This is a genomic window from Flavobacterium fructosi, from assembly GCF_042787335.1.
GTDB lineage: Bacteria > Bacteroidota > Bacteroidia > Flavobacteriales > Flavobacteriaceae > Flavobacterium > Flavobacterium fructosi.
The window spans coordinates 270,491-293,058 of record NZ_JBHZQA010000002.1; the positions used below are offsets into that span (position 1 = coordinate 270,491).

Genomic DNA, 22,568 nt, shown 5'->3' on the forward strand with positions numbered 1-22,568 from the left:
TTTTACCAGATGTTTTGTATAATATTTACCCAAGCGTAAGTGCCTGATCCTATTTGCATGGACATATCAACGTAAGAAATATTTCCGCTGGTGTAATACCTCAATTTGCCTACATTAGAGATACTTGCTGTATCAATATCATTTACTATTTGTAAATTTTGTTTTAAATCTAATTGTCCTTTATTTACTGCTTGTGTTGATAGCGTCGCATCAGGGACCACAACTGAACCGCTAAATGTTGCATTCTTGGTTTTAAATAGTTCTGCAACTGCATTAAAAGAAAAAGATGTTTTTTTATACAATGATTCAATATTACCGCTTGTAGATGCAAAAGGAATATTAAAATCCGTATTTGTTACACCGTTAAAAATAGATATGAATGAAGTAGAAAAAGAAGATCCATCAATATTAACCCCTGTTAGATTTTGAATTGCAGAAGTTCTGTTTAATGCGTTTGCTGTCGTTCCAATGTAGTATGTAGAATTTATATTTTGTTTTAAATCTAATTGTCCTTTATTCACTGCTTGTGTTAATAGCGTAGCATCAGGAACAGTAACGGAACCAGTGAAAATTGGGGAAGCTTTTGGTGCCAAAGAAGCTAAATCTGTATCGTCTAATAAAATCCCATCCCGGTCTTGTAAAGTGTATGTTCTATTTGCCGTATTGGTATTGGTAAAAAACGAAGTGGATGTATCAGCTATATTACGAAGTCCAAACTTACCCGCTAGAAATGTTTTTAATCCTGAAATAGTTTGAATTGATGCCAATACCATATCACCGCCACCTGAAGCTCCTAGTCTTGCGTCAAGATAGCCTTTATCAATGAGAGTTCTTGCATCATAACTAGCCGATATATCAGTAGCGTACTTAATAGCAACAGTAGACTGCAATCTTGTTCTTCCTATTCTAAAGATACCTGAAGTAATACCATCACCTACAGAATTACCAATGTTAAAACTATGCTCTGCAACTGCTGAACCAGAATTTTCAGAACTTCCTGCCCAGTAGCTTGTTCCAAAATAATTACTGGAGCGTAAGGTGTATGCCTGTGCGATTTGGGGATTACCTATAGTAAAATCAGCATTGGCTTGGGAGCGAACCATCTTAAGATGGACATTAGCACTAGCTGGTCCAAATGATGTGTAAGTTGATCCTGCACCAAAGGTTCCGATACCACTTTCATCAATTTGTCCTACTACAGTATTTACAGAATTTAATAACCTAAAATTCTTAAGTGGTAGAATTTTAATGGAGGTATTTCCTATATTATTATTTTCTATATCATTACCAGTCTTAGTCCACTGACTTACAATATCCAATTGCCCTTTATTTACAGCTTGTGTTGACAAAGTAGCATCGGGAACAATTACTGAACCTGTGAAAGTAGGCGAAGCTATATTTGCTTTCAATCCTAAAGAGGTTTTTTCTGCTGGTGAAAACAAGCCCGCATTAGTTGCCGTTGCCAATGGTAAAAAGGCATCGCTTCCTGTACTGGAAAAAACCGTTCCACCCGTTGGATTGGCTAAATAGTTTAAATTTGTAGCTGTTTTAAGTTCCGAAACGGGTATGTATTTCACCAATCTTGAAGCACTCAAAAGCAAAATACTATCATTAGCAGTTCCTTTGGAAACGCTAGATAATTTTAGGGGTTTGTCAATGATTTGTGTGGCTTGTGCAAACAAACAAGTTTGCATCAAAACGACAATAAGTAGTACTATTTTTTTCATAATTTAAAATTCTTTCCGTTCAACAATATCAAAACTCACTAATAAAGCAGAATTTCCTCCCAAATAAGTTCCCTCTATAAAAATGCCTTCCACCATCCCCATAACAAAATCATTAACCTCTAATATCAATTTGTTTGGATTGCCATTTCTTTTGAAAATACATAATTCACCCTCCGCATACGGGCGGTGTTTTTCTTTATTCTCTAAAAAAAAAAACTTCCTCGACAATTCAGCCAAAAAATCATTGATGTTAGCCTCTACAATTAAAGGCACACATAATACCGTATTTATAGTCCTATAATCCAAAAGAAAGCCCTCTCTGTCAAGGGCTAAACTAGATACAATTCTAAATCTGTAAGGGTCTTCATTTTCTCGCACCATACTTTGAGCAGGATTGAAAGAAGCTACAAGTGAATTATTTTGTGTGTTGTACAACAAAACAATACCAGTCGAGTCTTTTATAAATTTTAGTGTTTTTTGGATTGCCATGTATTTATTTTTATTTTAATGGGAAATTGCAACTGGTACAATCCCCCAAAAAATTAATGCCTAATTGTTTTTTTGTTAACGCTTATTTTTTTGCTGCTTTCTTTTTAACTGCTGGCTTTTTCTTTGCAACGGGTTTTTTCTTTGCAACGGGTTTTTTGACCACTTTCTTTTTTACAACTGGTTTTTTAGCCGGAGCTACTTTTACAATTTTACCACCCGTCGCATATTTGTAGCCTTTTTTTAGTGTTCCATCTACTTTCAAACCTGTAGCTTTTACTAAGTGACTGCATACTTTTTTTAATCCTCTTACTGTTGGTTTTTTTAATCCTGATGCTTTCATGTCTTCAATTGATTTTTTTAGATTCTGAATTACTTTTATTTCTGTCTTTACTTTTGAAATTCTGATATGCGTAATAGGTTCTCCGTGTAGATATGCGTATTTCATATTGCCATGCGGACCTGTTTTTTTACCTTCTTCCAAATCACTTAAATGTACTTTTAGCGCCTTTTCTGATTTTGTCAAAAATGCTTTTTTCGAGGACAATGTTTTTTTTGTCGCTAATTCTTCCTTGTAATAGTCGTAGAGATTCATCTTAATTTACTTTAAATGATAATTTTTTATTTGTTGTTGGTTCTGCCACTTCTTCTGTTTTATCCTGGACAAGCTTTTTACTGAAAATATTGAATTTCAACCCATCCAGCGGTTTGTTTTGGTAACGGTTTTTATCGGCATAAATGTAATTATCTCGATAATCTGCCAATTTCTCTGTAAACAAAACAATATCAGCATCAAACTGGCTTTTGCTTCCGCCCCTCATTTTTCCGTCCGTGGTTTGTTGGAATATGACTATGAATAATTTCCCGTTATATTTTTTCCGTAAATCCTTATCGACCTCAAAACCCTTTTGCATTTCCTGCATTTTTGAGAAACTGTCAATTATAACTACTTCGCTTTTTCGTATTAATATTTCTAAATCCGAAACGTTTTTGATCTCGGGGCTTTCAATGTTTTGCAACGCTTTGGCATTCAAATATTGTTCGGCTTTGTCATAATACAAACTACTCTCGGGATGCTCTTCGATACTGGCATGACCAACTTTGTAATTTTGAGCCAAGGCATTTATAAACTGGAAACACATTCTAGTTTTCATTGAACCCTGACCACCTGTGAGAGAGATCACAATACTCTCTTTTTTCTTATGCTCTATTTTCCCTAAAAAGTCGGCAATGTCTTTATTCTCAATTTTAAAAAAGTCAACATTTGTAGGCTTATTAGCCATTTTGTACGCAAGGGAGTTTTTATTTACATTCTTTGCAACGGTTACTTTCTCTACTCTCGGAGCGTTCAAACCTTTTTTTACTGCTCCCAAAAGTGCGTATTGTCCGTTTTTGTCAACTTTTTCAGGTTCAGGAATTGACAACACCTTTTCTTTTGGTTTTCGTAACCTCAGGGTTTTTAGCCCTGAGGTCGATTTTGTAGGAACTGGCTTTGCAATGGTCTTTATAACTGCTTTTTTGGCTTTCGATTCCGTATTTACATCTTTCATAAACTTGAAATTTCCGTTTGCATCAGGTTGTAATACAAAATCGGCTAATTTTTGGGCTTGACTACTTGCTTTCATTAAAAATCGATTGTCATTTTCTAATACTGTCAATAAGCTCTCATTCCAACCTTTCAAGTACCCAGCGTGATTTTTATTGGTAAAAAACATAATTCCCGCTTGTGCTGACAAGAATACTGAACCAAATTCTGCAATCAATTCTTCAAAAGCGTATTCAGGAGTTCCAAACTCATTTTCAAAAGGTCTTTTTAGGCGGCTTTTATGTCCTGTACTATGACTTAACTCGTGCAATTGTGTACGGTAAAAATCAATAGAACTGTCAAATTTTGAAATATCCGGCATACTGATTGTATCTTCACCAGGAGAATAAAAAGCCCTGCTTCCTTTGAAAAATATTTCAGGTTGTGGCTGTGGATAATTTTTGATAATTGCCTCGGCCATTTCTATTTTCTTATTATTCCCTGACAAAATTTTGTCGTCTGAAACTTTACCGGCAAAAGGAAAATTATCTAAATCAAAATTGATTCCCTCAATATCTGAACCGTTAAAAACGTTGTAATATTTCAAGAAATACATTGTTTTTTCGTCTCCTTTTTCAAGCTTATTATCAACAATAACCGTGTTTAGCTTTTCTATTTCGGCATCGGAATACTCTTTACTGAAAGTCGAGTAATAGATCACTTTGTGCCCTTTTGCTCCCTTTCTTAATTTTCCGCCCTTTTCTTGAATTTGGTTGAAAGTCAAAAAATAAGGATTGTCCAACAAACCAAAAATGGGTGTTAACATAATCACGTTTACGCCTCTATATGCTTTTTTAGATACGAAGTTGTATGGGATTAAATAACCCTCTTCTTTCCAAGCCCTTTTATAATCGCCTTTATTTGCTTCTTTGATTAGGTCAATCATTCGCTGAGTAACCATGTCATAAATTTCGGAAGGAGAAACAGGTTTTCCAAGTCCTACATCTTCTGATGTTGGTACAAAATCCAGTCCTCCCAGTAATCCATGAACATCGTCAGAACCATTCAAGCCAAAAGGCTCTACTAAATTATTAATCTCAATCAAAAACGTATCATCCTGAAAAGCTTCAAGCACTTTCAGGACCCGTTTTGATATTACAGTATGTTTTTCTTTTTCGGCTTTTTCTAATAGTAATTCAAGGGTTTTCCTTGAAACTATCATACCGTTAAGGCTATTGAATTGTTGGGCTAAATTCATTTTATTGTTTCAATTTATATTCCAATCCAAAAACGCTGATAACAGCTTCCGTTTTTATGTTTTCAGGACTGAAACCGCCTTTGTTTATAATTGCAATTGCATTTACAATTGTCGTTTGCAAATCGAGTATTACAGGCACGTTTCTAACAATCGTACTTGATTTTGCTGGAATACTTAAAGAAGTCATGTTAAGGGTTGATTCTCCTAAAAAAACATTGTTTTTGTCATAAAACAACAACTTTTTTAAGGTGATAACAACACCGTCGGCTGTGAATTTTTGAAGGGTAGGATTGATAAAATTCAAATCCAAATTGAATGTAACAAACGGTTTTCCGTCGTTCCATTTACCGTCCAGATTTTTAAAACCTACTGGCAAAATTTTAACCTCCGAAAATTGAGCCGTTAACTTTTTTGCTTTTTCTTTCAGTAAATAGATTCCTAATACTATTATTCCTCCTGCTATGGCAATTTTTTGAAATTTCATTTTGTTGTTTTTTAAAATTTTAAATCCAAATCCTTGAAATTCTCCATGCGACATACAAAAGACAAGCAAAGCCCCAATAAGCGAAACATTTAACCCACCATGGGATGTATTTTACTTCAACTTTTACTATTTCTTTATCCTTGCTGGTATCGGTATCAATTTTCTTTGTAGCGGTATTTTCGGTTTTGGTTTCGGCTTGTTTTAAAATTATTACCAGCTTTTTTAAAAATTCGTCATAATGAATGGTAGCTTCATTATTGCCTGATTTCTTACTGGTATTTAATTGCTTCAAAACTTGATCTAAAGTAGCTTGTGTAATACTGTCGCATTCAGGCTTTGCGGTTTTCACTTTTGCAATTTGAACTATTAAACTATCAATTATGGCAGCATTCACCTGCGTTGTTTTTACGCTGTCGGTTCTGTGCTCGATAATACGCTCGATGGTGTGCGTGTTCTGCACTGGCTTTGAAGCGCAACTATCCAAAAGCACTAAAATTGCGAAAAGAGTGATGCAGATTAAAAGCACTTTGAAAAATAAATTGAATGGGTTTTGATGTTGAGAATTTGTAATCATAATTAGGTAAGTTTTGTTTTTATTAATTTTTTTAAACTTTCAAAGAAGCTGGATATTAACTCCTCAACTTCGCTATGGATCAGTGTGGAGAGCGAACCACCCCACGCACAAATAACGTAGGTAAACATTTTATTTAAATTCAAGTATTGGTCGCAAACTGCATATACTGAGACTGCAACAAAAAAGCTTACTATTGCTTCCGCTAAAAACCAACTTAAACTGGGTTTTTTTCCTTTCTTTACTGCATTGTATGTTTTGGTGAAAACTCCTGCAAAGACAACTAGGCAAAATAAAAAGTAATCTTTCAAGTATTCGAGTTCAGTTATTATGGTGTTTTTCATTTTTTAATAATGCAAATGGTTGTTAACACCGCTATTAAACCAAGACCAGCTAATGCGTTTAACTGGTAGTAATTTGATTTTTTTTTTTAAATAGTCCAATGTTATTTTTTGGGCTTTGTAGTAGGTGGTAGCTGTTTTTCTTTGTGCTAAATGATTAGTTCCTCCATTTACACCCTTAGTAACAGATTCTACACTGTCCTTATCTGCATATTTGTTTAGGTTTCCCCAAGAACTGCCATGCACCCAATACCAGCAAGCAATATCAATTGAAGTAGATAATACAGAGGCTAATTCGGGATGATTAACAACATCGACACCTGAATAATCTTTGTATTTCTGATAATTTCCACGTCCTGTTAATTGGATCAATCCACGCCCTCTAAATCGGTATCCGTCACCCGGCAATTTATTTCCTAAATAGGGGTGATTCTGATAATTCGCTTGCGCCTTTGCAACGGAAATATCTTCAACGTTTGCGGTGAAATTGGCACTTTCTACAGCTAATTGTCCAAAAAAGTGAGCAATTCTAAGTGGGCTATTAATCCCGTACTTTATAAAAGACTTTAAAAAAGCACCACTATTTAATGTTATAAAACTTGTCATAATATCACTTTTTTAGGTTCTGATTTTGGCAATAGCAACATTAATGCTAGTATTGCTATTGTTCCGCCAATCATTAATGTTGATTCTGTTGTTTGAGTCATTCTAATAGGTTTTAACTTGATCTTGTTTAACAAAATAAAATTCTCCAGACATGTTTATCAAATAATAGCCGTTGATATTTACTGAAACAAAAGTCCCTAGAGAATCTCCATAATTGAAAGTCCCTAAAATTCTTTTTCCAGTATTGGTATAAGAACCGTTAGCCAATTTCTTAGAGTTGGTAATCGCAGTATCGTTTTTCGCAGCCATTAACTTCTGACCCTTTTTGGGGTATGATTTTGGCAACGATGCTTTTATTGGTAAGACTGTTGCTACTTTTTTTTTAAAAGCAAACGCATTAAGGCTTATTTCCGAAACTCCTTTTGCCTTTTGCAAAGCGGGTAAGGTTTCTTTGCTGCCAAAAGCACCATCTATCGCAATTCCCAAAAGCCTTTGCAATTCTCTTACTTCAAGTCCTTTGCTTCCCACTTTTAGAAGTTTGTTCCGGTCTAAAGTTGCACCCTGTACTGGTGTATTTGTCATTTTTGGAGTAGAAACGGGTTCTACTTCGGGCGTGTAGGTTGGTAAATCATCAATTTTTTCAACCTGTTTTTTCTTCCAGTACAAAAAACCCAATAGGATCACTCCCAAGCCACCGGCCCCGATTAATATTTTATCATCATTGCTCACTTTCATATTATTTCTTTTATAGATAAATTGGAAATTTCTTTCTTAATAAATTGTAATCTGCATCACCAAGTTCTTCTCTTAGCCATGTTTTTAGCGGTAAATTAGTCCCACCTACAGTGTTGTAACCTAGTATTCGATTGTAGTTTTTATGTCCAAACGCTTTGTTTATCAATCCAAATTGGGATTGTGTTACATCGGTCAAGGCTTCAAATATTAAAGTTTCATCCGTGCCGTTGTATTTGTTCATCGCATCATACAAAATGCTTACTTTTTGCTTCGCAGAGAATACGGGAACTAAATTTATATCGCCTTCGTCTATGTACTTTGGTTTTTTCCCTCCCAGTACTGAAGTGCCGTCTTTTCCTTTTTTAGTCAGGAAATAAACACCGGTTACAAACACCAAAATGGACACGCCTACTATTATTTTCTTTTTTGTGCTTACCATTAGAAAAATCCTTTTATTAAAAATCTTAATTTTGCAATGTCATCTTCATTAAACTGGTCCTGTAACCATTCGACCAAATTCATATTTGTCAATAATGCGCTTCGCCTTTCTCCAAACTCGTTATAAAGTCGTACGAAACCGTTGTGGTTCAATCCTGATAAGTTTTTTTCGACGGTACTGTAATTTTTAGCTGATCCTAACAAAGCGGTGTAAATCGCTTCTGCTCTTGCTTTGGCTATCGTCACGCTTATGTTACTGGGCTTGTATAATACGTCTTCTTTTACTTTAGAAAAACCTTTGAAAATTTTGTAATAAGCAAACGTTAACGCACCGGCTATAACACCAATTTTCAAAATCATAATACCTAGATTAGCTGTTTTTGCAATGGCTTCCTGCCCTTTTGGGCTGGAAGCAAAAGCGGCAATAGCCGGGTTTTTTAATCCTTGTTTCATTTGTTGTTTTTTTAACTTAAAAACCCTTTAATCATCGGAAAATTGGTTTTTAATTGCGTGATCGCTTTTGGGCTTCTCGACAATTCTGCCAATTTCAATAACACCTCGTTATCTAGTTTTGACAATTCAATCAAAGCTTCCATTTTTGGTTTTAATTCAAAAGGATTGTTTGTGGTGATCTCCAGTTCAATTTTTGTCTTTATGCCCATAACTTGTGTTTTTTTAACAGTTCCGCTAATTCTCCTGAAAATTCTACGTTGGTATTTAAACCGTTGCTGATACTGCCCAATACCGTCACAACTGTATCATCAATGTTTTGCAATGCATCAGCAAAGGATTGTTTTATAGGACTTGAATAAGCCTCAACCGCTGCCATTAATCCCGCTGCCGGCATTGGAGTTCCCTTTACAAAACTCATTAAAGCAGGTAGGTTTTGGATTGCTCCCATTAACATTTCCTGATTCCCTTTGCTTTTATTATCGCTGTACTTTGTTGCCAAAGCATCTTCTTTCAATCTTTCGTTAGTTTCTTTTAACAACTTGTTGTCAGAAATTAAAACCGAATTTTCAGCCATAAGGCGTGTCGCATCATTTTTAGAAACCAACAAATTCATAACATCGAGCGTTCCCAACCCTAAGGAATTAGAAAACACACCTTCTGTTTTTTTTGCTTGTGCGGGCTGTACTTGCATTTGCGTTTGTGGTTGCAGTTCCTGATTGTCGTTTGAAAATTTAACCTCAAAACCTGCTCCATCCACTTTGTAAGTGCTTCCGTTTTTGCGCTTCAAATTCAAATTCAATCTTTTGTGTCCTTTTGCAAAAAGCGATTCAAAGAAAGCCTCTGCCGTCCCGTATTGTTCAATAATTTCAAAATTCGTTTTGTTGCGAAACAGAAACGAATTAGCATCTAAATCGAAAACAGAAACCGCTGCATATTGGTCCTTATTGAGTTTGTCTATTAATTCGTCTAATTCTCGCATTGCACTAATTTTTTATAAATTATTTCTATCTTTTTAACATACGCCAGTGCTGCAAAATCTTCTGAAAAAACAACCTCCAGACTAATGTCTGACACCGTGCCATCTGCGACTATAAGCGTTTTTCTCTCTCCTGCTTTTATCGTTACACGATTAACTACAGCGGAAACATCGCCAATATTCAGCACCTCCATGGTTGTGATGCTTTTTATAGGAACATTTGTGTTTTCGTTTACAATTGCAACAACAACGTTTGATACTTTCATTTTACTTTTTTTACGCTTATTGTTTGTAAATAAGGATGATATTGAAATAGGTGTCTTTGGCTACGGCAGTTTTGGTTTTTGCTATAAAATTGAACGATTTAGAAGCGGTTTCGAAATTCAACGGCTTGAAGCTGTCTAGGAAGCCAGCGCCCTCTCTTCTTTTCCAGTGCTCTATGTGGCTTGATTTTGCAATAGGAATTCCACTGTCATCATTAAAGCCAAATTCTGCTATGTTATCCATATTCACGTGATTGGTGTGAACCTCTGCACCAAGCACAAAACCAGTCTCTAGCGAAAGCAATACAGAAGCTTCCTTTTCTCCGTTAGCGATCAACAGATTGATTACTTTTTCTTTTGTTTTCATAATTTCTTATTAAAAAAAGCCGTAAGCCTAACGCTTACGGCTTTTGATTTTTATCTTTATAAGTACTATACTTTAGCTTGGTGCGCTCTGAATTCGAAACGAATGTTTAAATCCGCTGCTCCAGAAACCGCAACCCCTCTTGGGTATTCGATTTCAAATTCAAACTCTTGATTTGAAACGATTAATGGAGAAGTTGAAATATTTCTGAACAGTTCCTGTGCATTTGGGTTATACAAATCGCTCATTGGCATATCAACCAATACGTTACCCGCTTGTTTGATTCTGATTTCTGCATTTTGCAACGCTTCAATCAATGTACCTGTAGCCACATAAACCTCAGATTTTACGTTTGCGGAGGCAGTGGAACCTTTCAACACTCTGATTCCGTCAATGATATAATCACGACCAGCGTTCAATTTATTCCCGTCAAGATTTGTAACACCTACTTCACGTTTGGTATTCACATCAATTAACTGTATTGTTCCTCCTTGACCTTTCACATTTACATTCAAGTAAAGTGTTTTGTCTGTCAACGCTACTCTTCCTACGTGCGGAATTCCTTTGTTGTCTTTTGCTTTCAATGTCGATACTGCCGACAATAATTGTGCTTTTCTGCTCATTTGATTGATTGTTTTAGGATTTCTCCTGATGATTGATTTTTGATTGATGATTGAAACTTTTAGCCGTTTCTTAGCTGTATAATTCTGCTTCTAAAGCGTCATCTGCACCATTAAGGCCTGATTCGTCGTCTTGACCGTAAATGCTATCCGCACCGTGCAATCCTTCTTCCGCTTGTTCGAAAACATTCCCGTTTGCGTCCATGAAAGTCCCGCTTAAACCTGCTTCGTCCAATTCGTAAACATGACCGTCAGCTCCCATGAATTGACCGTTTAAACCGCCGTCATAATCAGGACAACCTAAACCCACCGCACCTTTTGCAAAAAGGGAAGCTTTACCCGTTCCGGTAATGGCAGTACCTAAATGTTTCTCTGATATTTTTTTCACGGCTATTAAAGCCTGAACAATTGCACTACCAACTAATGCACCTTTAAGCAAGTTGTCCTTTGTACTTGATCCACTTACTTTTGTTGCACCAAATACTGATGCACCCGCCAATACAATGTTTAGTATTGGGCTTTCTGATTGAGGTAATAACGTACTTGCACCATTTGATACCATCCCGCCTAGAATCCCTCCTCCAATGATTACTACTTCTTTATTCATTTTTACTATTTATTTAATTACTTACTTTTTTTTGTAGCCAAATAGGCTATCGCACCCAAGGCAACCGCACCTCCTACATAAAGCACGGTATTGTCTTTTTTTGCAGGGGGATTAACATCTAAATCATCTACCTTGATGTTTCGCAATTCATTTGCAAAGCCTGAAGTTTGCTTAACGGGAGTTAATTCTCCCACTGGCTCTGTATTGTCGCTTTGCTCTTCGGTTACATAAGCTGTAGCTGTTTTATTAACTGGAGTAACGACCTTTGCAACGGGTGAAGTTTGCTTAACAGGAGTTAAGTCGCCCAGTGGTTCTGTTTTTGAAAAAGTTGCAGCAGTCATGGATTTAATCGCTTCAATTTTAGGCTGTGCCACGGCTTTTGCCTGATTAACTACTAATTTTCCAGCTTGCGTTTTAGAAAGTTTTACCACTTTCTTAGCAACCTTTGATTTTGAGACTTTTTTTACCAGATTTCCGGCTTTAGAATTCAAAACCTTTGATGTCAGTTTGCTTGCAACCCCGCCGCCTACAGGTATAAAACCAGCTGCAATAGGTGCGGCAAACTTTACCGCTTTGACTGCATTTTTTATACTTACTTGTTTGACGATTTTTTTAAGTTTGATTTTTTTTAAAATCTTAGCTTTTCCAAGCCCTATCTCTCCTTCATTGATATATATCATTTCCCTTTTTTATTTAGATTTTCCAAGAAATAACAAGCCGAAAAAACCAACTATACCTAAATAAATAGGTTTGTTTGAATTTCCCTTTGCAACGATTATCGTTTTCTTTGCAACAGTTTTGCGGTTTGTTTTTGGAGCATTAAGCCCGTAATGTGGTAAATTAACTTCCGTGTCGTGTGCCATTGTATATATTGGTTCTCTGTTATTACTGGTTGTACCGTCTACGATGAAATACCCGTCTTTTATGTCCCCCGTTCCTTGGTTTATAGGCACGATAACGTACACATGGGTAAACAGATCCGGTCTGAAACTTGGTTGTTTTATTTGGCGGATAAAATGCCTAACACCTATATTAGCAAGCAAACAACTAGCAAATATTGAATAGGTTTTACAATCCACGCCCTCAACTCTTTGCTTGAAAGCACACGCAGGGCTTCTCAGCATTTGTTCCATTCCGTCCGCTTTATACTGGATATGGTTGAACAAAAACCAGTAAATCTTATCGGTTGTTTCTTTCAATGAACTTTGTTGCAAAAGCATTGCAACTTTCTTTGTCTGATGATTGTATTTAATCACCATTTGTTTAATCAATCTTACGGTATCAAAAGTATTGCCGCTGCCTAGGTTCGTCTTATCACAGCTTACCACTGGAAACAACGGCTCGTACTCCTGACCGCCTAACAAATTTCTTCTTAACAAGTTATCAATGTCCATATTCGTTTCGTGCTTGTAATAGAGTATTAGGCTTTTTTCACTTTAAAAATTTTAATGTGTGATTCATTTCGATTGTAAACATAAGTAGGATAAAACCAACGATTTAACGACAACATAGGATGTCATTCGCTATCGTACGTTAGCGTAACTTTGCAAAGCTTTTGCAAAATTTTTGCAAAAAAATAACCGCTTCGGGGTGAAGCGGTTAGGGTTTGTGGTATTGTTTTGTAAAACAGTTAATCGTCAGTTTGATGGAACGTTTAATGTAGTTTCCAATGAATTGAATAGGAAGTACCTTGTTTCATTAATTTACTGTAATATGCTTTCATATCGTAAGTAACACTTCTATTTTCAATTAATGAAATTGTATGACCTATAATAAATTGATTAAAATCTTTTTGTAAAATTTCTGGAATTTCATCTATAAAAGCATAATCTTTTTTAGATAAATCTTCTATTATTTTCATACATTCTTGTAATGTGATATTTGTATAGTTCATGATTACTTATGATATTTTGATTTAGGCAATTCAAGTGGTCTGCCTTTTTTGTCGTATAAAGAAATCAATGGTTCAGGCGTTGGATGTCTAGTTAACATAACTGAGTGGTTATCAAATTGCCGATAAAGACGATTGTTTATACTTTCTATTCTTTCTTTTTCTAGTTCTTGCAATCTCATAAGCATTGCAATTATTCTTAATTTTACATTCATAAAAATCTACTTATTGCATTAAAAACTTACCTGACTCTATCTTCTCAAGTAAAACAGTTGGTGATTCGCCGAAAAAAGCATTTACATTGGTAATCATATCCAATAACCCTTTTTCAACGTTTTTGAAAAACAAATGTGCTTCACCGGTATAAGATATTTTATGCCAATCATATAAACCTAAATGTCCATCTTCTCTATTTAATCTTTCGCCACCTAACCTAGTGCCTTCGTCGGGGGTTTTTGAATCTTCATAATTCCAATTACTTATAAAACACTCTTCACCAATAGTAATTCTATACATTACTTTGTATTGAAGTCCAATCGCTAAACTAGGAGCGTGATATAAATCACGTTTATCGTTATGTCCGTGAAATTCTGGTCTTGGATGATTTGTTTTTAATTGATAACAAATTATCTTATCTTCTTTAATATTTTGGTCATAATATTCTGAATATACTTTTTTACCTAAATCAATACATTCATCGTAACTTTTAGCGCATATTTCTCCGCTATATAATTTAGTACCATATTTATTTTCTCTTGTTTCTTTTGAACCATACCATTTTTCAATATCTTCTGGAAAATCTATTATTTTAAATAACTTTGATTTGCTGTAGAAATTTACTTGACAATAAATTTCCTTTCCAGACCCTTTATGATATATGCGTTCAGTGCCTACTTTTGCCATTGTGTTCGTTTTAAAAGTTATTTTGAGTGAAATTCGATTTTAAGACGGTTTCTTATCATAAAGGTGTATTTGTCTTTGCCACCATCTAAAACCTTGTTAAAAAGCTTTATTTTTAGTTCTTCGTCATTTATGAACCCCGACAACTTGTTTGCCGAGGTTAGTTTTGTGTTTTTAACTGGATTTTCTTTGGGATTATCCAGTACACGAATGACAAAATTTCGATTTATTAAGGCATTTGTTGGATTGCTTGATTTGAGTGCCATGTTTTATAATTCAGTTTTGTCAATTGATAGTATCACATAGTCAGAATTCAGTCCGTATTCTGTACTTTGATAAATGTGGGTTATTTTTCTAGTGTACATAAACCCAAATTCTACTACCGTAAACCGTATTAAATCGCCTACTTTGAAACCTCTGTCATTTTTCCTGAGTTCCCAGTTCTTTTTTCCTTGAAAATGAAGCTGGGCAAACTCATATTTTATCTTTAAATCATGTATCATCTTTAATTTTCTATAAGTGATTTAGATCTGTTTTCCTTTGCCAAATTTTCCCTGTAATCTTGAAGTTTGATTTTTAACTCTTCGGATAAAAGATGACCGTCAGGAACTCCGTTTGTGTCAATGAAAATTAAAACTTCTAGTGTAGATATGTTTTTTGCAAAATAATTTGTTCCGGGTGTGCTGCTTTTTCTTGTTTTTTGAATAATTGCATTTATTTCATTTCGAATGTAATCTGCTGGAAACTGGCTTATAAATAATGCTTGTAATTGTGATTTATTTCTTATGTAGTTTAAGATTTTGAGATTCATAAAATAATGCGTGGTTATTGATTAATTTTGATTGATGGATTGATGATTGAAACTGGAGACTGGATTATTCATTAAAATGGTAAATCATCGGCTGCATCTATTTCGGCTTCTGTCATTGGTCGAGTGGCTTCTGTTTGTTCCCAAATTCTACCGTTGCCAATAAAAATACGGTCTAGTTTTTCGCCGTTTTTCACTTTCTCGACTTCTTCCTTGTTTCGGGAAATTGAAACACTAAAATCATTGTCAAATTTATCTGGAGCATCATAGTCCCAAGTTTCGATCATTAAGTATTTTTTGCCGTTGGCGTGAACTAAAACCCTTGCTTTGTCCACGTCTGTTAAACAGATGCTCATTGTTCTTTTTTTGCCTTGCTTTGCCATTCTTTTTAAATATAAATTTTAATGATTAATTTGATAAACTATTTTATATAACTGCATTACTTCATTTTCAATACTGGAAATTGCAAACAGCTTTTTTCCTTCCTGTGCTATTCCTTTTACCCATTTTACTACTTTGCAAAATCCCGCTGGACAATCCTTTGAAAAGCCATAGAAATAAATATGATTTGCAAAACACCAATCTCTGTATAATTCTAAATTTTCATTCATAGCTAAAAATCTAATTCAGTGTTAATATTCTCATTTGCAAAATCCATTTCTGATTGTTCCTCTTTCGGTTCTCCTGGTCCTTCGGTGTCGTCGGCTTTGATGTAGAAACATTCTATAGTGGTTTTCTTGCCTTGGTGATCTTGTGCATTGATAACAATACGCCCGTCTTTTCGCTGTTGTTCTGCTGGATTGAAAACCCATCCTTTCAATTTGCAATAGCTTTGCAATGACTTCCTGAACTCCTGAACTGATTTAGCCGATTTTGCACCAATAACATGAACATAATTATCTCTTAATTCATGTTTGTTGATCTTCACGTTTAAATTCTCTTCTAAGAAATAAGATTCAGCCCATTCTAGGAAACCGTCCCCAATTCCTGCTTTCAAGTTGTTAATCGAAATGTTGTCTTGTGGAGCCTGAAACTCACGACCTCTGTTTTGCAAATAAAATTGATTGCAAAACATCAAGTAATTGTAAAAAATATTGTACTGCTCTTTGCTCCAAGTTTGAAAAAATGCTTTGTTGTTAAAATCAGTACTTACTTTTCTTTGTTCTAAAAACTTATCTGTCTTTTCATGGTAATAATCCGAGAAGGAAACAAAAAGCAATCGCCCAATATCCGAACCCTTAATATTTGCAAGCCCGTAATTGGTTGTTAAGGTTAATTTTGGCACTTCCTCAAAATCTAATTCGAACGGCTTTCTTTGTTTTGGGTTCACCACTACGCCCGTTGTGATTTTGGTATAGAAAAATTTGAAATCTAAAAACTTATCGGCATCCTCAATCTCAATAAATCCTGAGTTTTCGTCCAGTCCGTCAAAAATATGTTTGTCGGTTGTAATGCTTTTATTTTTTCCATCTACCAAAAAACGTTGTGGTAACAAACATCTTAGCCCTCTCAACATCAAAGATTTTCCGGAACGCCCGTTGGCATCTTCATCACTGTCTTTTACCGTATCATCCATGATGTACAACATCTTTGCGTAATCTTCCTGTTTGTAGCGGTGCAACATATATCCAAGGGCAAAACACTTATTCAAATAATGCTTTTCCTGCACAATGTGTTGTGCTTCCTCTAGGTTGTCCCCGTTCAAATTAAAAAGGTTTTCTTGGTGGTATTTTTGTTTTTCAAGTTCGTTTTTAAAAGGCTCTTCTAAATCTTTTCTCCAGTAAATGCGTGATCCATTGATAAGGTAATTTTGAAATTCACAATCTTGACGTAAAATTTTAATTCTGTCATTCCCTAGTTCGTCTTTGTAATATTCAAAAAAAGGATCTTCTTTTAAAATCGTGTGCTTTATTACTGATTTATCCCAAGAGAAATTTTCAGCTAAACCGTGCTTTTTCAGTTCGATACCTTCCTTTGTGATTTTTGCAACTTGATTTTCAAAGAAGAAATATTGCGTTTCAGCATCATAATTTTTAAAATCCAATTCGATATTATCCAAGGATAATAAATGATTTTCATTGAAATAAGGGCTTGATTTTATCAAGTTGATAACATCTAGGTTTTGTCCTTTGTCTTTCAAATAGCGCTCGCAAAACTTGCGTATCAATTGCGGGGATGATTTGCTGGCAATATTTCCTTTTATGCTTATAAATATGATTTGCTCCTCGGTGGCTATGTCTATGTTTCTATGCTCAATTTTGTAGGTGTAATAGTTTTTTACATTCAAAAAATAATGCAAGTTCGAAAGGTTTATTTTGTAAACTCCTGCACCGCTTTTTGATGGTTTTTTGTCAAAGAATTTGCACTTTAAAGCCCCACGTTTTAGGTTTTCAAAAAATCCTTTAATAGCGTTTAGATCAGACGAACGGTAAAAGGCTAACCAGTCTCTAAAATCTTTACCGTTTGCTGTCATTTTATCCTTTGGCAACCAAACTGATTTCAATTCCCAAAAGTTTTCCGCAACTTCTTTACCGTATATTAAACCGCTTTTATCAATGTCAGGAAGATTGTACACGTTCTTTGCAATGGTTTTTAGCAATGAATATTCTTTGTGGCTTACTTGCTCACTTTCGGAGTTGAACCAAATCACATCATAGCCCAATGAAGCAAGGTTAAGCCCATCGCTCCCGCCTGTACAAATAAATATTTCATCCAGTAGAAGTTCGTCCAATTCTTCAAGATACGCCTCTTTTATTTTGGCAGCTTTTTCCGTTCTGATACGTTCTCTAACTTCCTTGATATATTCAACATCAACGTTGTCTAAAATCCTTTGCAATCCGTGAACATATCTATTTGGCTTTTCGCCAAAATAGGAATGCTTGCTTGAAAAGCCTTTTTGGTTTTTCGTTGCTTTTGGCTCATAAAGTTTGCCCCATACTTTTGCATCAGGTGTATAGGCAAAAATTGGATATTCTTTGGTAGCAGTAACTTTTAAAAGAGTATGCAGCTTAGTTGTGCTGGAAACTATTACTTTTTCATAATAATCTACCTCGTGAAAATTATAGCCCTCTAAATCTACACTTGAAGGGTCTACAAAACGCCCTATGTGGTCTAAACCAGCAAATTCCTTGAATTTTATGTCGAAGTGATCCAAAGAAAGTTCCGTGTCCTTAAATTCTTTTTCAGGTTTGTAAAAGGTATTGTTTGGGGATAGATTAAATTCGTCACAAAGCTTCTTAAATGCGGGACCAAATTCCAACCCGAATTTATCCATAATCATGGAAACAGGGCTGTAACTTTCACCACCAAAATCAACAAGAAAATAAATTCCGCTTTTTAATGTTAAAAGACTGCTGGGAGAGTCTTCTGATTCTCTATATTTAAATTTTACTTTACCGTTTTCAGCACCAACAGGAAGAGTTAAAAATTTAGTGTATATGTCTAACCCTTTGTTTGTAGCCTGGTATAGTTGTTCGGTAGTTATAGGGTAATTAGTGTTCATTTTTGGTTATTTGGGGGGTAGTGGCTTGGTTGGGGCTAATTTTATTCTTATGAAAAGCTTAAAAGACGGTAATTGCATATTTCTATCAAATCCCGATAAATTGTATCAATTGCGCCTTTATCCTCTTCGGTAAAAATGTCACTCAAAGGCAATAAATCCCTTTGCAGTTCTATCTTCTTCTTATATGCTTCCAGTTGCTTTTTTGTGTGTATAAATGCCATATTATATTTTTCTATCAGTACATTTTAATACTATTCGATCTCTCATTTTTATTGAAGCTTGACAATAGCAGGAAAGTGTTTTTTCTGCCTGTTTATGCTCTCTACCACAATATTCGCAAACGGCTAAATATCTTACGGATGCTCTCACTTTTTGATCGTCAGTGTAGAATTGTTCAGGACGACAACCAATTTCAACACATTTAGCTTTCCATTTTTTGCCGTGACCCTCGTTAGGCGTCAAAGCGTGTGCTATTTCGTGAACTATGGTATCTCTAACTTCGCTTTCAGTGTTCAGCATGGTGAGTTCTAAAGACAGGTTTATTTCCTTTTTAGTATAATTACAAAGCCCTGCAATACTGCTGTGTTTTAACCAGTTGAATTTCCATCCCGCCTGAATTAATCCGTGTTGATCCATTAATTCATTTACTAATTTTTCAGCTTGTAACAGTCGCATAACTTTTATCTTAAAAACTTATTTTTAGTCTCTTGGTTTTTTTTCTTTTGGATTTTAACCTTTGCAACGAGTTTTGCAATTTCCAGTTCAACCGCTTCATTAGGTTGTTTCCCCGAAACTATCTTTTGGATGGAAGAGGGCGAAAATTCGTGTCCGTCTGCATTAAATATTTTCTTTTTCTTGAGATGCGGTATAATTGCTCTCGAAAACTGTTTGCCCAAAACCTCAATTATTTTCTGTTTCTGTTTCTCTGTTATCATTTGGTAGGGATTTCTAGTTGAATTTGATAGTCGTAATTCCTTTGCAATTCAAGTACATATTTGTTTTGCAAATCTTCATCGTAAGGCACAAAAATTGTTTTTGTGCTGGATTGACAGCGATACAGTCCCTTTATTTTTTGATGTAACCGGTACTTCCTATAAATGTTTTTTTTGTTCGCCATCGTGGTATAAATTTTACTTATTTTTAATACTAAAAAAGATCTGGCATTATTGGGGATTTATTCGATACTAAAATTGTCGCTAGAATTACGAAAATCAGGAATAATGCTCCGAAGAAATACTCTTTAAATTTTTGGTTTAATGTCATGGTTTGTTTTTTTTTGGTTTGCGAACTTTTCCTACTAAAATTGGCATAAAAATTGCCTTATAAACAGAAGCGAAAAACAGTTTTGCAAAGCTTATTTGTGGCTTTTGCAACGGGTATTTTATGATTAAAATTTCTTTCCTGTTTTTCTAAAGTCCCTGCAAAATTTTATTATATTGCAAGTTGCTTTTAATCTGTTTTAAAGCGGTTTTATATCTGCTTTGTTTGACAAATATACAAACATGTTTGATAAAAACAAATAAATTTGATTATTATGAATGATTTTTTTAAAAGAATATTGCAATTGTCTGAAAATAAAGGATTTAAAAACATTTCTGATTTTGCAAAAAGCGGTTTGCTTTACGCATCTTCTGAAAAAATTAATCGTTTGAAGAAAGAAAACAATAAACCTTCGTTTGAAATTTTGTTAGATATATCAAACAAGTTTGAAGATGTCAATTTGAATTGGCTAATTACTGGAAGAGGGAAAATGGAAATTGACGAAGACGCTATATATAAAGTAGGCGAACAAAACAGCAGTTATTCAAATTCAAAAGATTCTGATCTAATTAAATCAAAAGACAAAATCATAGAATTATTGGAAGCGGAAATATTGAGAATGAAAAATGAAATTGTACAATTGCAGGGACAAGATAAAAGCCGTACCGCATAATTTGCGGGTTGTATGGAGAAAAAAAAAGATAATAACCAATATTTACTAAAAATGAATAAAATTTTACTTTTAAGTTTAGTTGCAATTTTAACATTGAACAATTGCAATGCAAATACAATAAATGAAACGCCGAAAATTGTAAAAATAGGCGGCAATTATTATAAAGAGAAAGACGGTGTTTTGTTGCCGTTGTGGGGTCTTGTTTTAAAAATTGTAGCACCTAATTTACAGGAAGATTTAATAAACGGGGCTTTAGAACTTGCAAAATCTTTTTTTTCAGATAAAAATATAAAAGTGCTTGACGATAGTCAAGGCGACAGGGAAGATGTAGAGGTAATTACAATTAATGCTCAAGACAATGATAATGATGGCCACATAGAGTTATCATCATCAAGTGAAGATCATAATAATGACGGAGAGAATGACGACGAAACGGAGTTAGCGGAATATGAAAATACTGAAAACGGATTAGATTCGGTACTTGAAAAACAATTGGAATATATTGACCAGTTCTACACAGGTGACGTGGATGGTGATGGACAAGAAAATTAATTTATTATTAGAGATGAAAAAAAATATTTTATTAGGAATACTATTTCTTTCTTTTGGAATTTGTTCTGCTCAAAAAGAAATTAACGTCAAATTACTTGAAGGAAAATGGCAAAGTCTGGACGACAAAACAAATTTTTTGATTTTTACCAAGGGTTTGAGAAAAGAAATTGCTGAAGGGATGGATAACTGGGACATAGAGAAATATAGCCTTTCAAAAGGACCTGCAAATTCTATTTATATTAATCAGTCGATTGATAACAAAAATGTAAGTATTTGGGGTATTGATTTACTGGAAAGCAAAAAATTAACCTTGGTTTATTTATCAAGAGGGAATTTTTTAAGATACAAAAGGGTTAAATAGATCATTCAAATAAGATAAAAATCTGTTTAGGCTTATTTTTTTGTTGATTTTTTCAAAAATACATTTTTTTTGTATTTAATATTTTTTGTATTATTTTTTGTATTCTTTGCAAACCCTTTATTTTACTACACTTTACTTATTATAATACAAATAATACAAAAAATATTAATATAAAGAAGAAAGGGGAAGGAAAACAGAAAAACAGGAGCCCCCAAAGGTTAACCGTTCGGGGAGATTATTAATAGGTGTTAGTATTGTATTCTTTTTTAGCACAAAAGCTATCGCATTTGCACTAAAAAAAAAACACAATACTAACGGTTAAAATGCAACCGCTCCGCTATTGCATAGGAGCGGATAAAAAGACCTAAAAACGGATTATTTTAAGCAAAAAAGCCAATTTTAAAAAGATAAAAGACACGGGAAGCCTTGCAGAGAGTGGATTTACCCTCTGCATCCTGTGTTGTATTTGTGTCAAACAACGTCAAAATTTAGCGTTTTTTGAATTGTAAGTATTTGAAAATTTGACAGTTAAGTTTTGAATTTAGGGAAATTAAAATCCCATCCTCTCTGCTGAAAAATTAATGCTCCCTGAAAGGGAGCATTTTTTATTTTACAGCGGTATAACCTTTTTTATTTGTCGGAATGTAGAAGGCAAAAAAGGATCAGGAGGCGAAATTCCAAATTGTATTTTCTTTGTAAAACGTCCTTTCTAGTGTTGCGCGAAATTAACCCTAGTTCAAGGGTTCGCAAGTTGTTTGCCTTTGATGTGCTGATTCCATTCTCTTTTCAGAAGTATATCACTGATAAATAAAAGTCTTTGGACCTGCGGCTGTCTTTAGCCTTCTTGATTTTTGTTTCCGAGCAATACTAATTTATTTCATAATTAGTTATTTTTTGTCGTGGCGTTAGTTTTGACTAAATGTTTTATATAAAACGATTTTGGTTGCATTAAAAACACAACAGAATGTGGTAATTATGTAGGATAATAAACATTAAAAATAAATATTTGTGTATTTTGTCGATTATATTTGTAGTATAAATGTCAGTTTTGTAATTTTAAGTAACGATTAAATCATACTGTAGCGAAATTATTATTTGAAACATTCTTTCGATAATTAAGTGAAGAACCGAGAAGAAGGGAGTATGATAGATTATTAAAAAAAGGCT

General features: G+C 34.4%; 34 protein-coding genes. 3 read left to right on the forward strand and 31 right to left on the reverse strand.

What is annotated here, in order from left to right; all coding sequences use genetic code 11:
- Positions 1–2 precede the first annotated feature (2 nt).
- The 31 genes from ACFX5D_RS04045 to ACFX5D_RS04195 all read right to left on the reverse strand — a co-directional run bounded on the left by ACFX5D_RS04045 (position 3) and on the right by ACFX5D_RS04195 (position 19,490).
- Positions 3–1,727 (reverse strand): hypothetical protein, encoded by a 1,725-nt coding sequence (locus ACFX5D_RS04045; RefSeq protein WP_379856971.1) that lies wholly within the window; start codon positions 1,725–1,727, stop codon positions 3–5.
- 3 nt (positions 1,728–1,730) lie between these two features.
- Positions 1,731–2,216 carry a hypothetical protein gene (locus ACFX5D_RS04050; RefSeq protein ID WP_379856972.1) on the reverse strand — a complete coding sequence of 162 codons (486 nt, stop codon included), beginning with the start codon at positions 2,214–2,216 and terminating at the stop codon, positions 1,731–1,733.
- Between the two features lie 82 nt (positions 2,217–2,298).
- On the reverse strand, positions 2,299–2,808 hold the full coding sequence (locus ACFX5D_RS04055; protein WP_379856973.1) for a hypothetical protein: 510 nt from the start codon (positions 2,806–2,808) through the stop codon (positions 2,299–2,301).
- Position 2,809: 1 nt separating this feature from the next.
- Positions 2,810–4,996, reverse strand: a complete 2,187-nt coding sequence (locus ACFX5D_RS04060) for a zincin-like metallopeptidase domain-containing protein (RefSeq protein WP_379856974.1) — start codon at positions 4,994–4,996, stop codon at positions 2,810–2,812.
- Position 4,997: 1 nt separating this feature from the next.
- Positions 4,998–5,480, reverse strand: a complete 483-nt coding sequence (locus ACFX5D_RS04065; RefSeq protein ID WP_379856975.1) for a hypothetical protein — start codon at positions 5,478–5,480, stop codon at positions 4,998–5,000.
- A gap of 19 nt (positions 5,481–5,499) precedes the next feature.
- Positions 5,500–6,054: a hypothetical protein gene (locus ACFX5D_RS04070; protein WP_379856976.1), complete on the reverse strand. Its 555-nt coding sequence runs from the start codon at positions 6,052–6,054 to the stop codon at positions 5,500–5,502.
- A gap of 2 nt (positions 6,055–6,056) precedes the next feature.
- A complete protein-coding gene (locus ACFX5D_RS04075) occupies positions 6,057–6,395 on the reverse strand; it encodes a hypothetical protein (protein ID WP_379856977.1) in 339 nt (112 codons plus the stop codon).
- 3 nt (positions 6,396–6,398) lie between these two features.
- Complete coding sequence (locus tag ACFX5D_RS04080) at positions 6,399–6,998, reverse strand: glycoside hydrolase family 19 protein (protein WP_379856978.1); 600 nt, start codon at positions 6,996–6,998, stop codon at positions 6,399–6,401.
- A gap of 102 nt (positions 6,999–7,100) precedes the next feature.
- Complete coding sequence (locus ACFX5D_RS04085) at positions 7,101–7,733, reverse strand: peptidoglycan-binding domain-containing protein (RefSeq protein ID WP_379856979.1); 633 nt, start codon at positions 7,731–7,733, stop codon at positions 7,101–7,103.
- Between the two features lie 10 nt (positions 7,734–7,743).
- On the reverse strand, positions 7,744–8,172 hold the full coding sequence (locus ACFX5D_RS04090; RefSeq protein ID WP_379856980.1) for a hypothetical protein: 429 nt from the start codon (positions 8,170–8,172) through the stop codon (positions 7,744–7,746).
- Positions 8,172–8,624 carry a hypothetical protein gene (locus ACFX5D_RS04095; protein ID WP_379856981.1) on the reverse strand — a complete coding sequence of 151 codons (453 nt, stop codon included), beginning with the start codon at positions 8,622–8,624 and terminating at the stop codon, positions 8,172–8,174. The genes ACFX5D_RS04090 and ACFX5D_RS04095 overlap by 1 nt, the downstream gene beginning before the upstream one ends.
- An 11-nt stretch (positions 8,625–8,635) precedes the next feature.
- A complete protein-coding gene (locus tag ACFX5D_RS04100; RefSeq protein WP_379856982.1) occupies positions 8,636–8,833 on the reverse strand; it encodes a hypothetical protein in 198 nt (65 codons plus the stop codon).
- Positions 8,824–9,603, reverse strand: a complete 780-nt coding sequence (locus ACFX5D_RS04105; RefSeq protein WP_379856983.1) for a hypothetical protein — start codon at positions 9,601–9,603, stop codon at positions 8,824–8,826. Before ACFX5D_RS04105 ends, ACFX5D_RS04100 begins: the two co-directional genes overlap by 10 nt.
- Positions 9,591–9,866, reverse strand: a complete 276-nt coding sequence (locus ACFX5D_RS04110) for a hypothetical protein (RefSeq protein WP_379856984.1) — start codon at positions 9,864–9,866, stop codon at positions 9,591–9,593. Before ACFX5D_RS04110 ends, ACFX5D_RS04105 begins: the two co-directional genes overlap by 13 nt.
- 16 nt (positions 9,867–9,882) lie before the next feature.
- Positions 9,883–10,230: a hypothetical protein gene (locus tag ACFX5D_RS04115; protein WP_379856985.1), complete on the reverse strand. Its 348-nt coding sequence runs from the start codon at positions 10,228–10,230 to the stop codon at positions 9,883–9,885.
- 65 nt (positions 10,231–10,295) lie between these two features.
- Positions 10,296–10,850, reverse strand: a complete 555-nt coding sequence (locus ACFX5D_RS04120; protein ID WP_379856986.1) for a hypothetical protein — start codon at positions 10,848–10,850, stop codon at positions 10,296–10,298.
- Positions 10,851–10,920: 70 nt separating this feature from the next.
- Entirely contained in the window at positions 10,921–11,454 is a 534-nt protein-coding gene (locus ACFX5D_RS04125) for a hypothetical protein (protein ID WP_379856987.1), read from the reverse strand.
- Between the two features lie 17 nt (positions 11,455–11,471).
- Positions 11,472–12,134, reverse strand: coding sequence for a hypothetical protein (locus ACFX5D_RS04130; protein WP_379856988.1), 663 nt, complete (start codon positions 12,132–12,134; stop codon positions 11,472–11,474).
- 9 nt (positions 12,135–12,143) lie between these two features.
- A complete protein-coding gene (locus tag ACFX5D_RS04135) occupies positions 12,144–12,848 on the reverse strand; it encodes a hypothetical protein (RefSeq protein ID WP_379856989.1) in 705 nt (234 codons plus the stop codon).
- Positions 12,849–13,108: 260 nt separating this feature from the next.
- On the reverse strand, positions 13,109–13,348 hold the full coding sequence (locus ACFX5D_RS04140) for a hypothetical protein (RefSeq protein WP_379856990.1): 240 nt from the start codon (positions 13,346–13,348) through the stop codon (positions 13,109–13,111).
- Positions 13,349–13,350: 2 nt separating this feature from the next.
- Entirely contained in the window at positions 13,351–13,560 is a 210-nt protein-coding gene (locus ACFX5D_RS04145) for a hypothetical protein (protein WP_379856991.1), read from the reverse strand.
- Positions 13,561–13,570: 10 nt separating this feature from the next.
- On the reverse strand, positions 13,571–14,248 hold the full coding sequence (locus ACFX5D_RS04150; protein WP_379856992.1) for a hypothetical protein: 678 nt from the start codon (positions 14,246–14,248) through the stop codon (positions 13,571–13,573).
- Positions 14,249–14,265: 17 nt separating this feature from the next.
- The gene (locus ACFX5D_RS04155) at positions 14,266–14,511 is read right to left on the reverse strand and encodes a hypothetical protein (RefSeq protein WP_379856993.1); all 246 of its coding nucleotides are present in this window, start codon (positions 14,509–14,511) and stop codon (positions 14,266–14,268) included.
- Positions 14,512–14,514: 3 nt separating this feature from the next.
- Complete coding sequence (locus tag ACFX5D_RS04160; protein ID WP_379856994.1) at positions 14,515–14,748, reverse strand: DUF3850 domain-containing protein; 234 nt, start codon at positions 14,746–14,748, stop codon at positions 14,515–14,517.
- Positions 14,749–14,750: 2 nt separating this feature from the next.
- Positions 14,751–15,056 (reverse strand): hypothetical protein, encoded by a 306-nt coding sequence (locus ACFX5D_RS04165; RefSeq protein WP_379856995.1) that lies wholly within the window; start codon positions 15,054–15,056, stop codon positions 14,751–14,753.
- 71 nt (positions 15,057–15,127) lie between these two features.
- Positions 15,128–15,409, reverse strand: a complete 282-nt coding sequence (locus tag ACFX5D_RS04170) for a hypothetical protein (RefSeq protein ID WP_379856996.1) — start codon at positions 15,407–15,409, stop codon at positions 15,128–15,130.
- Positions 15,410–15,454: 45 nt separating this feature from the next.
- Positions 15,455–15,664, reverse strand: coding sequence for a hypothetical protein (locus tag ACFX5D_RS04175; protein WP_379856997.1), 210 nt, complete (start codon positions 15,662–15,664; stop codon positions 15,455–15,457).
- A 2-nt stretch (positions 15,665–15,666) separates the two neighbouring features.
- Positions 15,667–18,555 carry a hypothetical protein gene (locus tag ACFX5D_RS04180; RefSeq protein ID WP_379856998.1) on the reverse strand — a complete coding sequence of 963 codons (2,889 nt, stop codon included), beginning with the start codon at positions 18,553–18,555 and terminating at the stop codon, positions 15,667–15,669.
- A 47-nt stretch (positions 18,556–18,602) separates the two neighbouring features.
- Positions 18,603–18,776, reverse strand: a complete 174-nt coding sequence (locus ACFX5D_RS04185; RefSeq protein WP_379856999.1) for a hypothetical protein — start codon at positions 18,774–18,776, stop codon at positions 18,603–18,605.
- A 1-nt stretch (position 18,777) separates the two neighbouring features.
- Entirely contained in the window at positions 18,778–19,230 is a 453-nt protein-coding gene (locus ACFX5D_RS04190; protein ID WP_379857000.1) for a SprT-like domain-containing protein, read from the reverse strand.
- A 5-nt stretch (positions 19,231–19,235) separates the two neighbouring features.
- Positions 19,236–19,490 carry a hypothetical protein gene (locus tag ACFX5D_RS04195; RefSeq protein ID WP_379857001.1) on the reverse strand — a complete coding sequence of 85 codons (255 nt, stop codon included), beginning with the start codon at positions 19,488–19,490 and terminating at the stop codon, positions 19,236–19,238.
- A 599-nt stretch (positions 19,491–20,089) separates the two neighbouring features.
- On the opposite strand from ACFX5D_RS04195, the gene ACFX5D_RS04200 reads away from it, so the two are divergent.
- The 3 genes from ACFX5D_RS04200 to ACFX5D_RS04210 are packed head-to-tail and all read left to right on the forward strand — an operon-like array spanning position 20,090 to position 21,401.
- Positions 20,090–20,488: a hypothetical protein gene (locus ACFX5D_RS04200; RefSeq protein WP_379857002.1), complete on the forward strand. Its 399-nt coding sequence runs from the start codon at positions 20,090–20,092 to the stop codon at positions 20,486–20,488.
- A 51-nt stretch (positions 20,489–20,539) separates the two neighbouring features.
- Positions 20,540–21,040: a hypothetical protein gene (locus ACFX5D_RS04205; RefSeq protein ID WP_379857003.1), complete on the forward strand. Its 501-nt coding sequence runs from the start codon at positions 20,540–20,542 to the stop codon at positions 21,038–21,040.
- A gap of 13 nt (positions 21,041–21,053) precedes the next feature.
- A complete protein-coding gene (locus ACFX5D_RS04210) occupies positions 21,054–21,401 on the forward strand; it encodes a hypothetical protein (RefSeq protein ID WP_379857004.1) in 348 nt (115 codons plus the stop codon).
- The last annotated feature ends 1,167 nt before the right edge of the window (positions 21,402–22,568 follow it).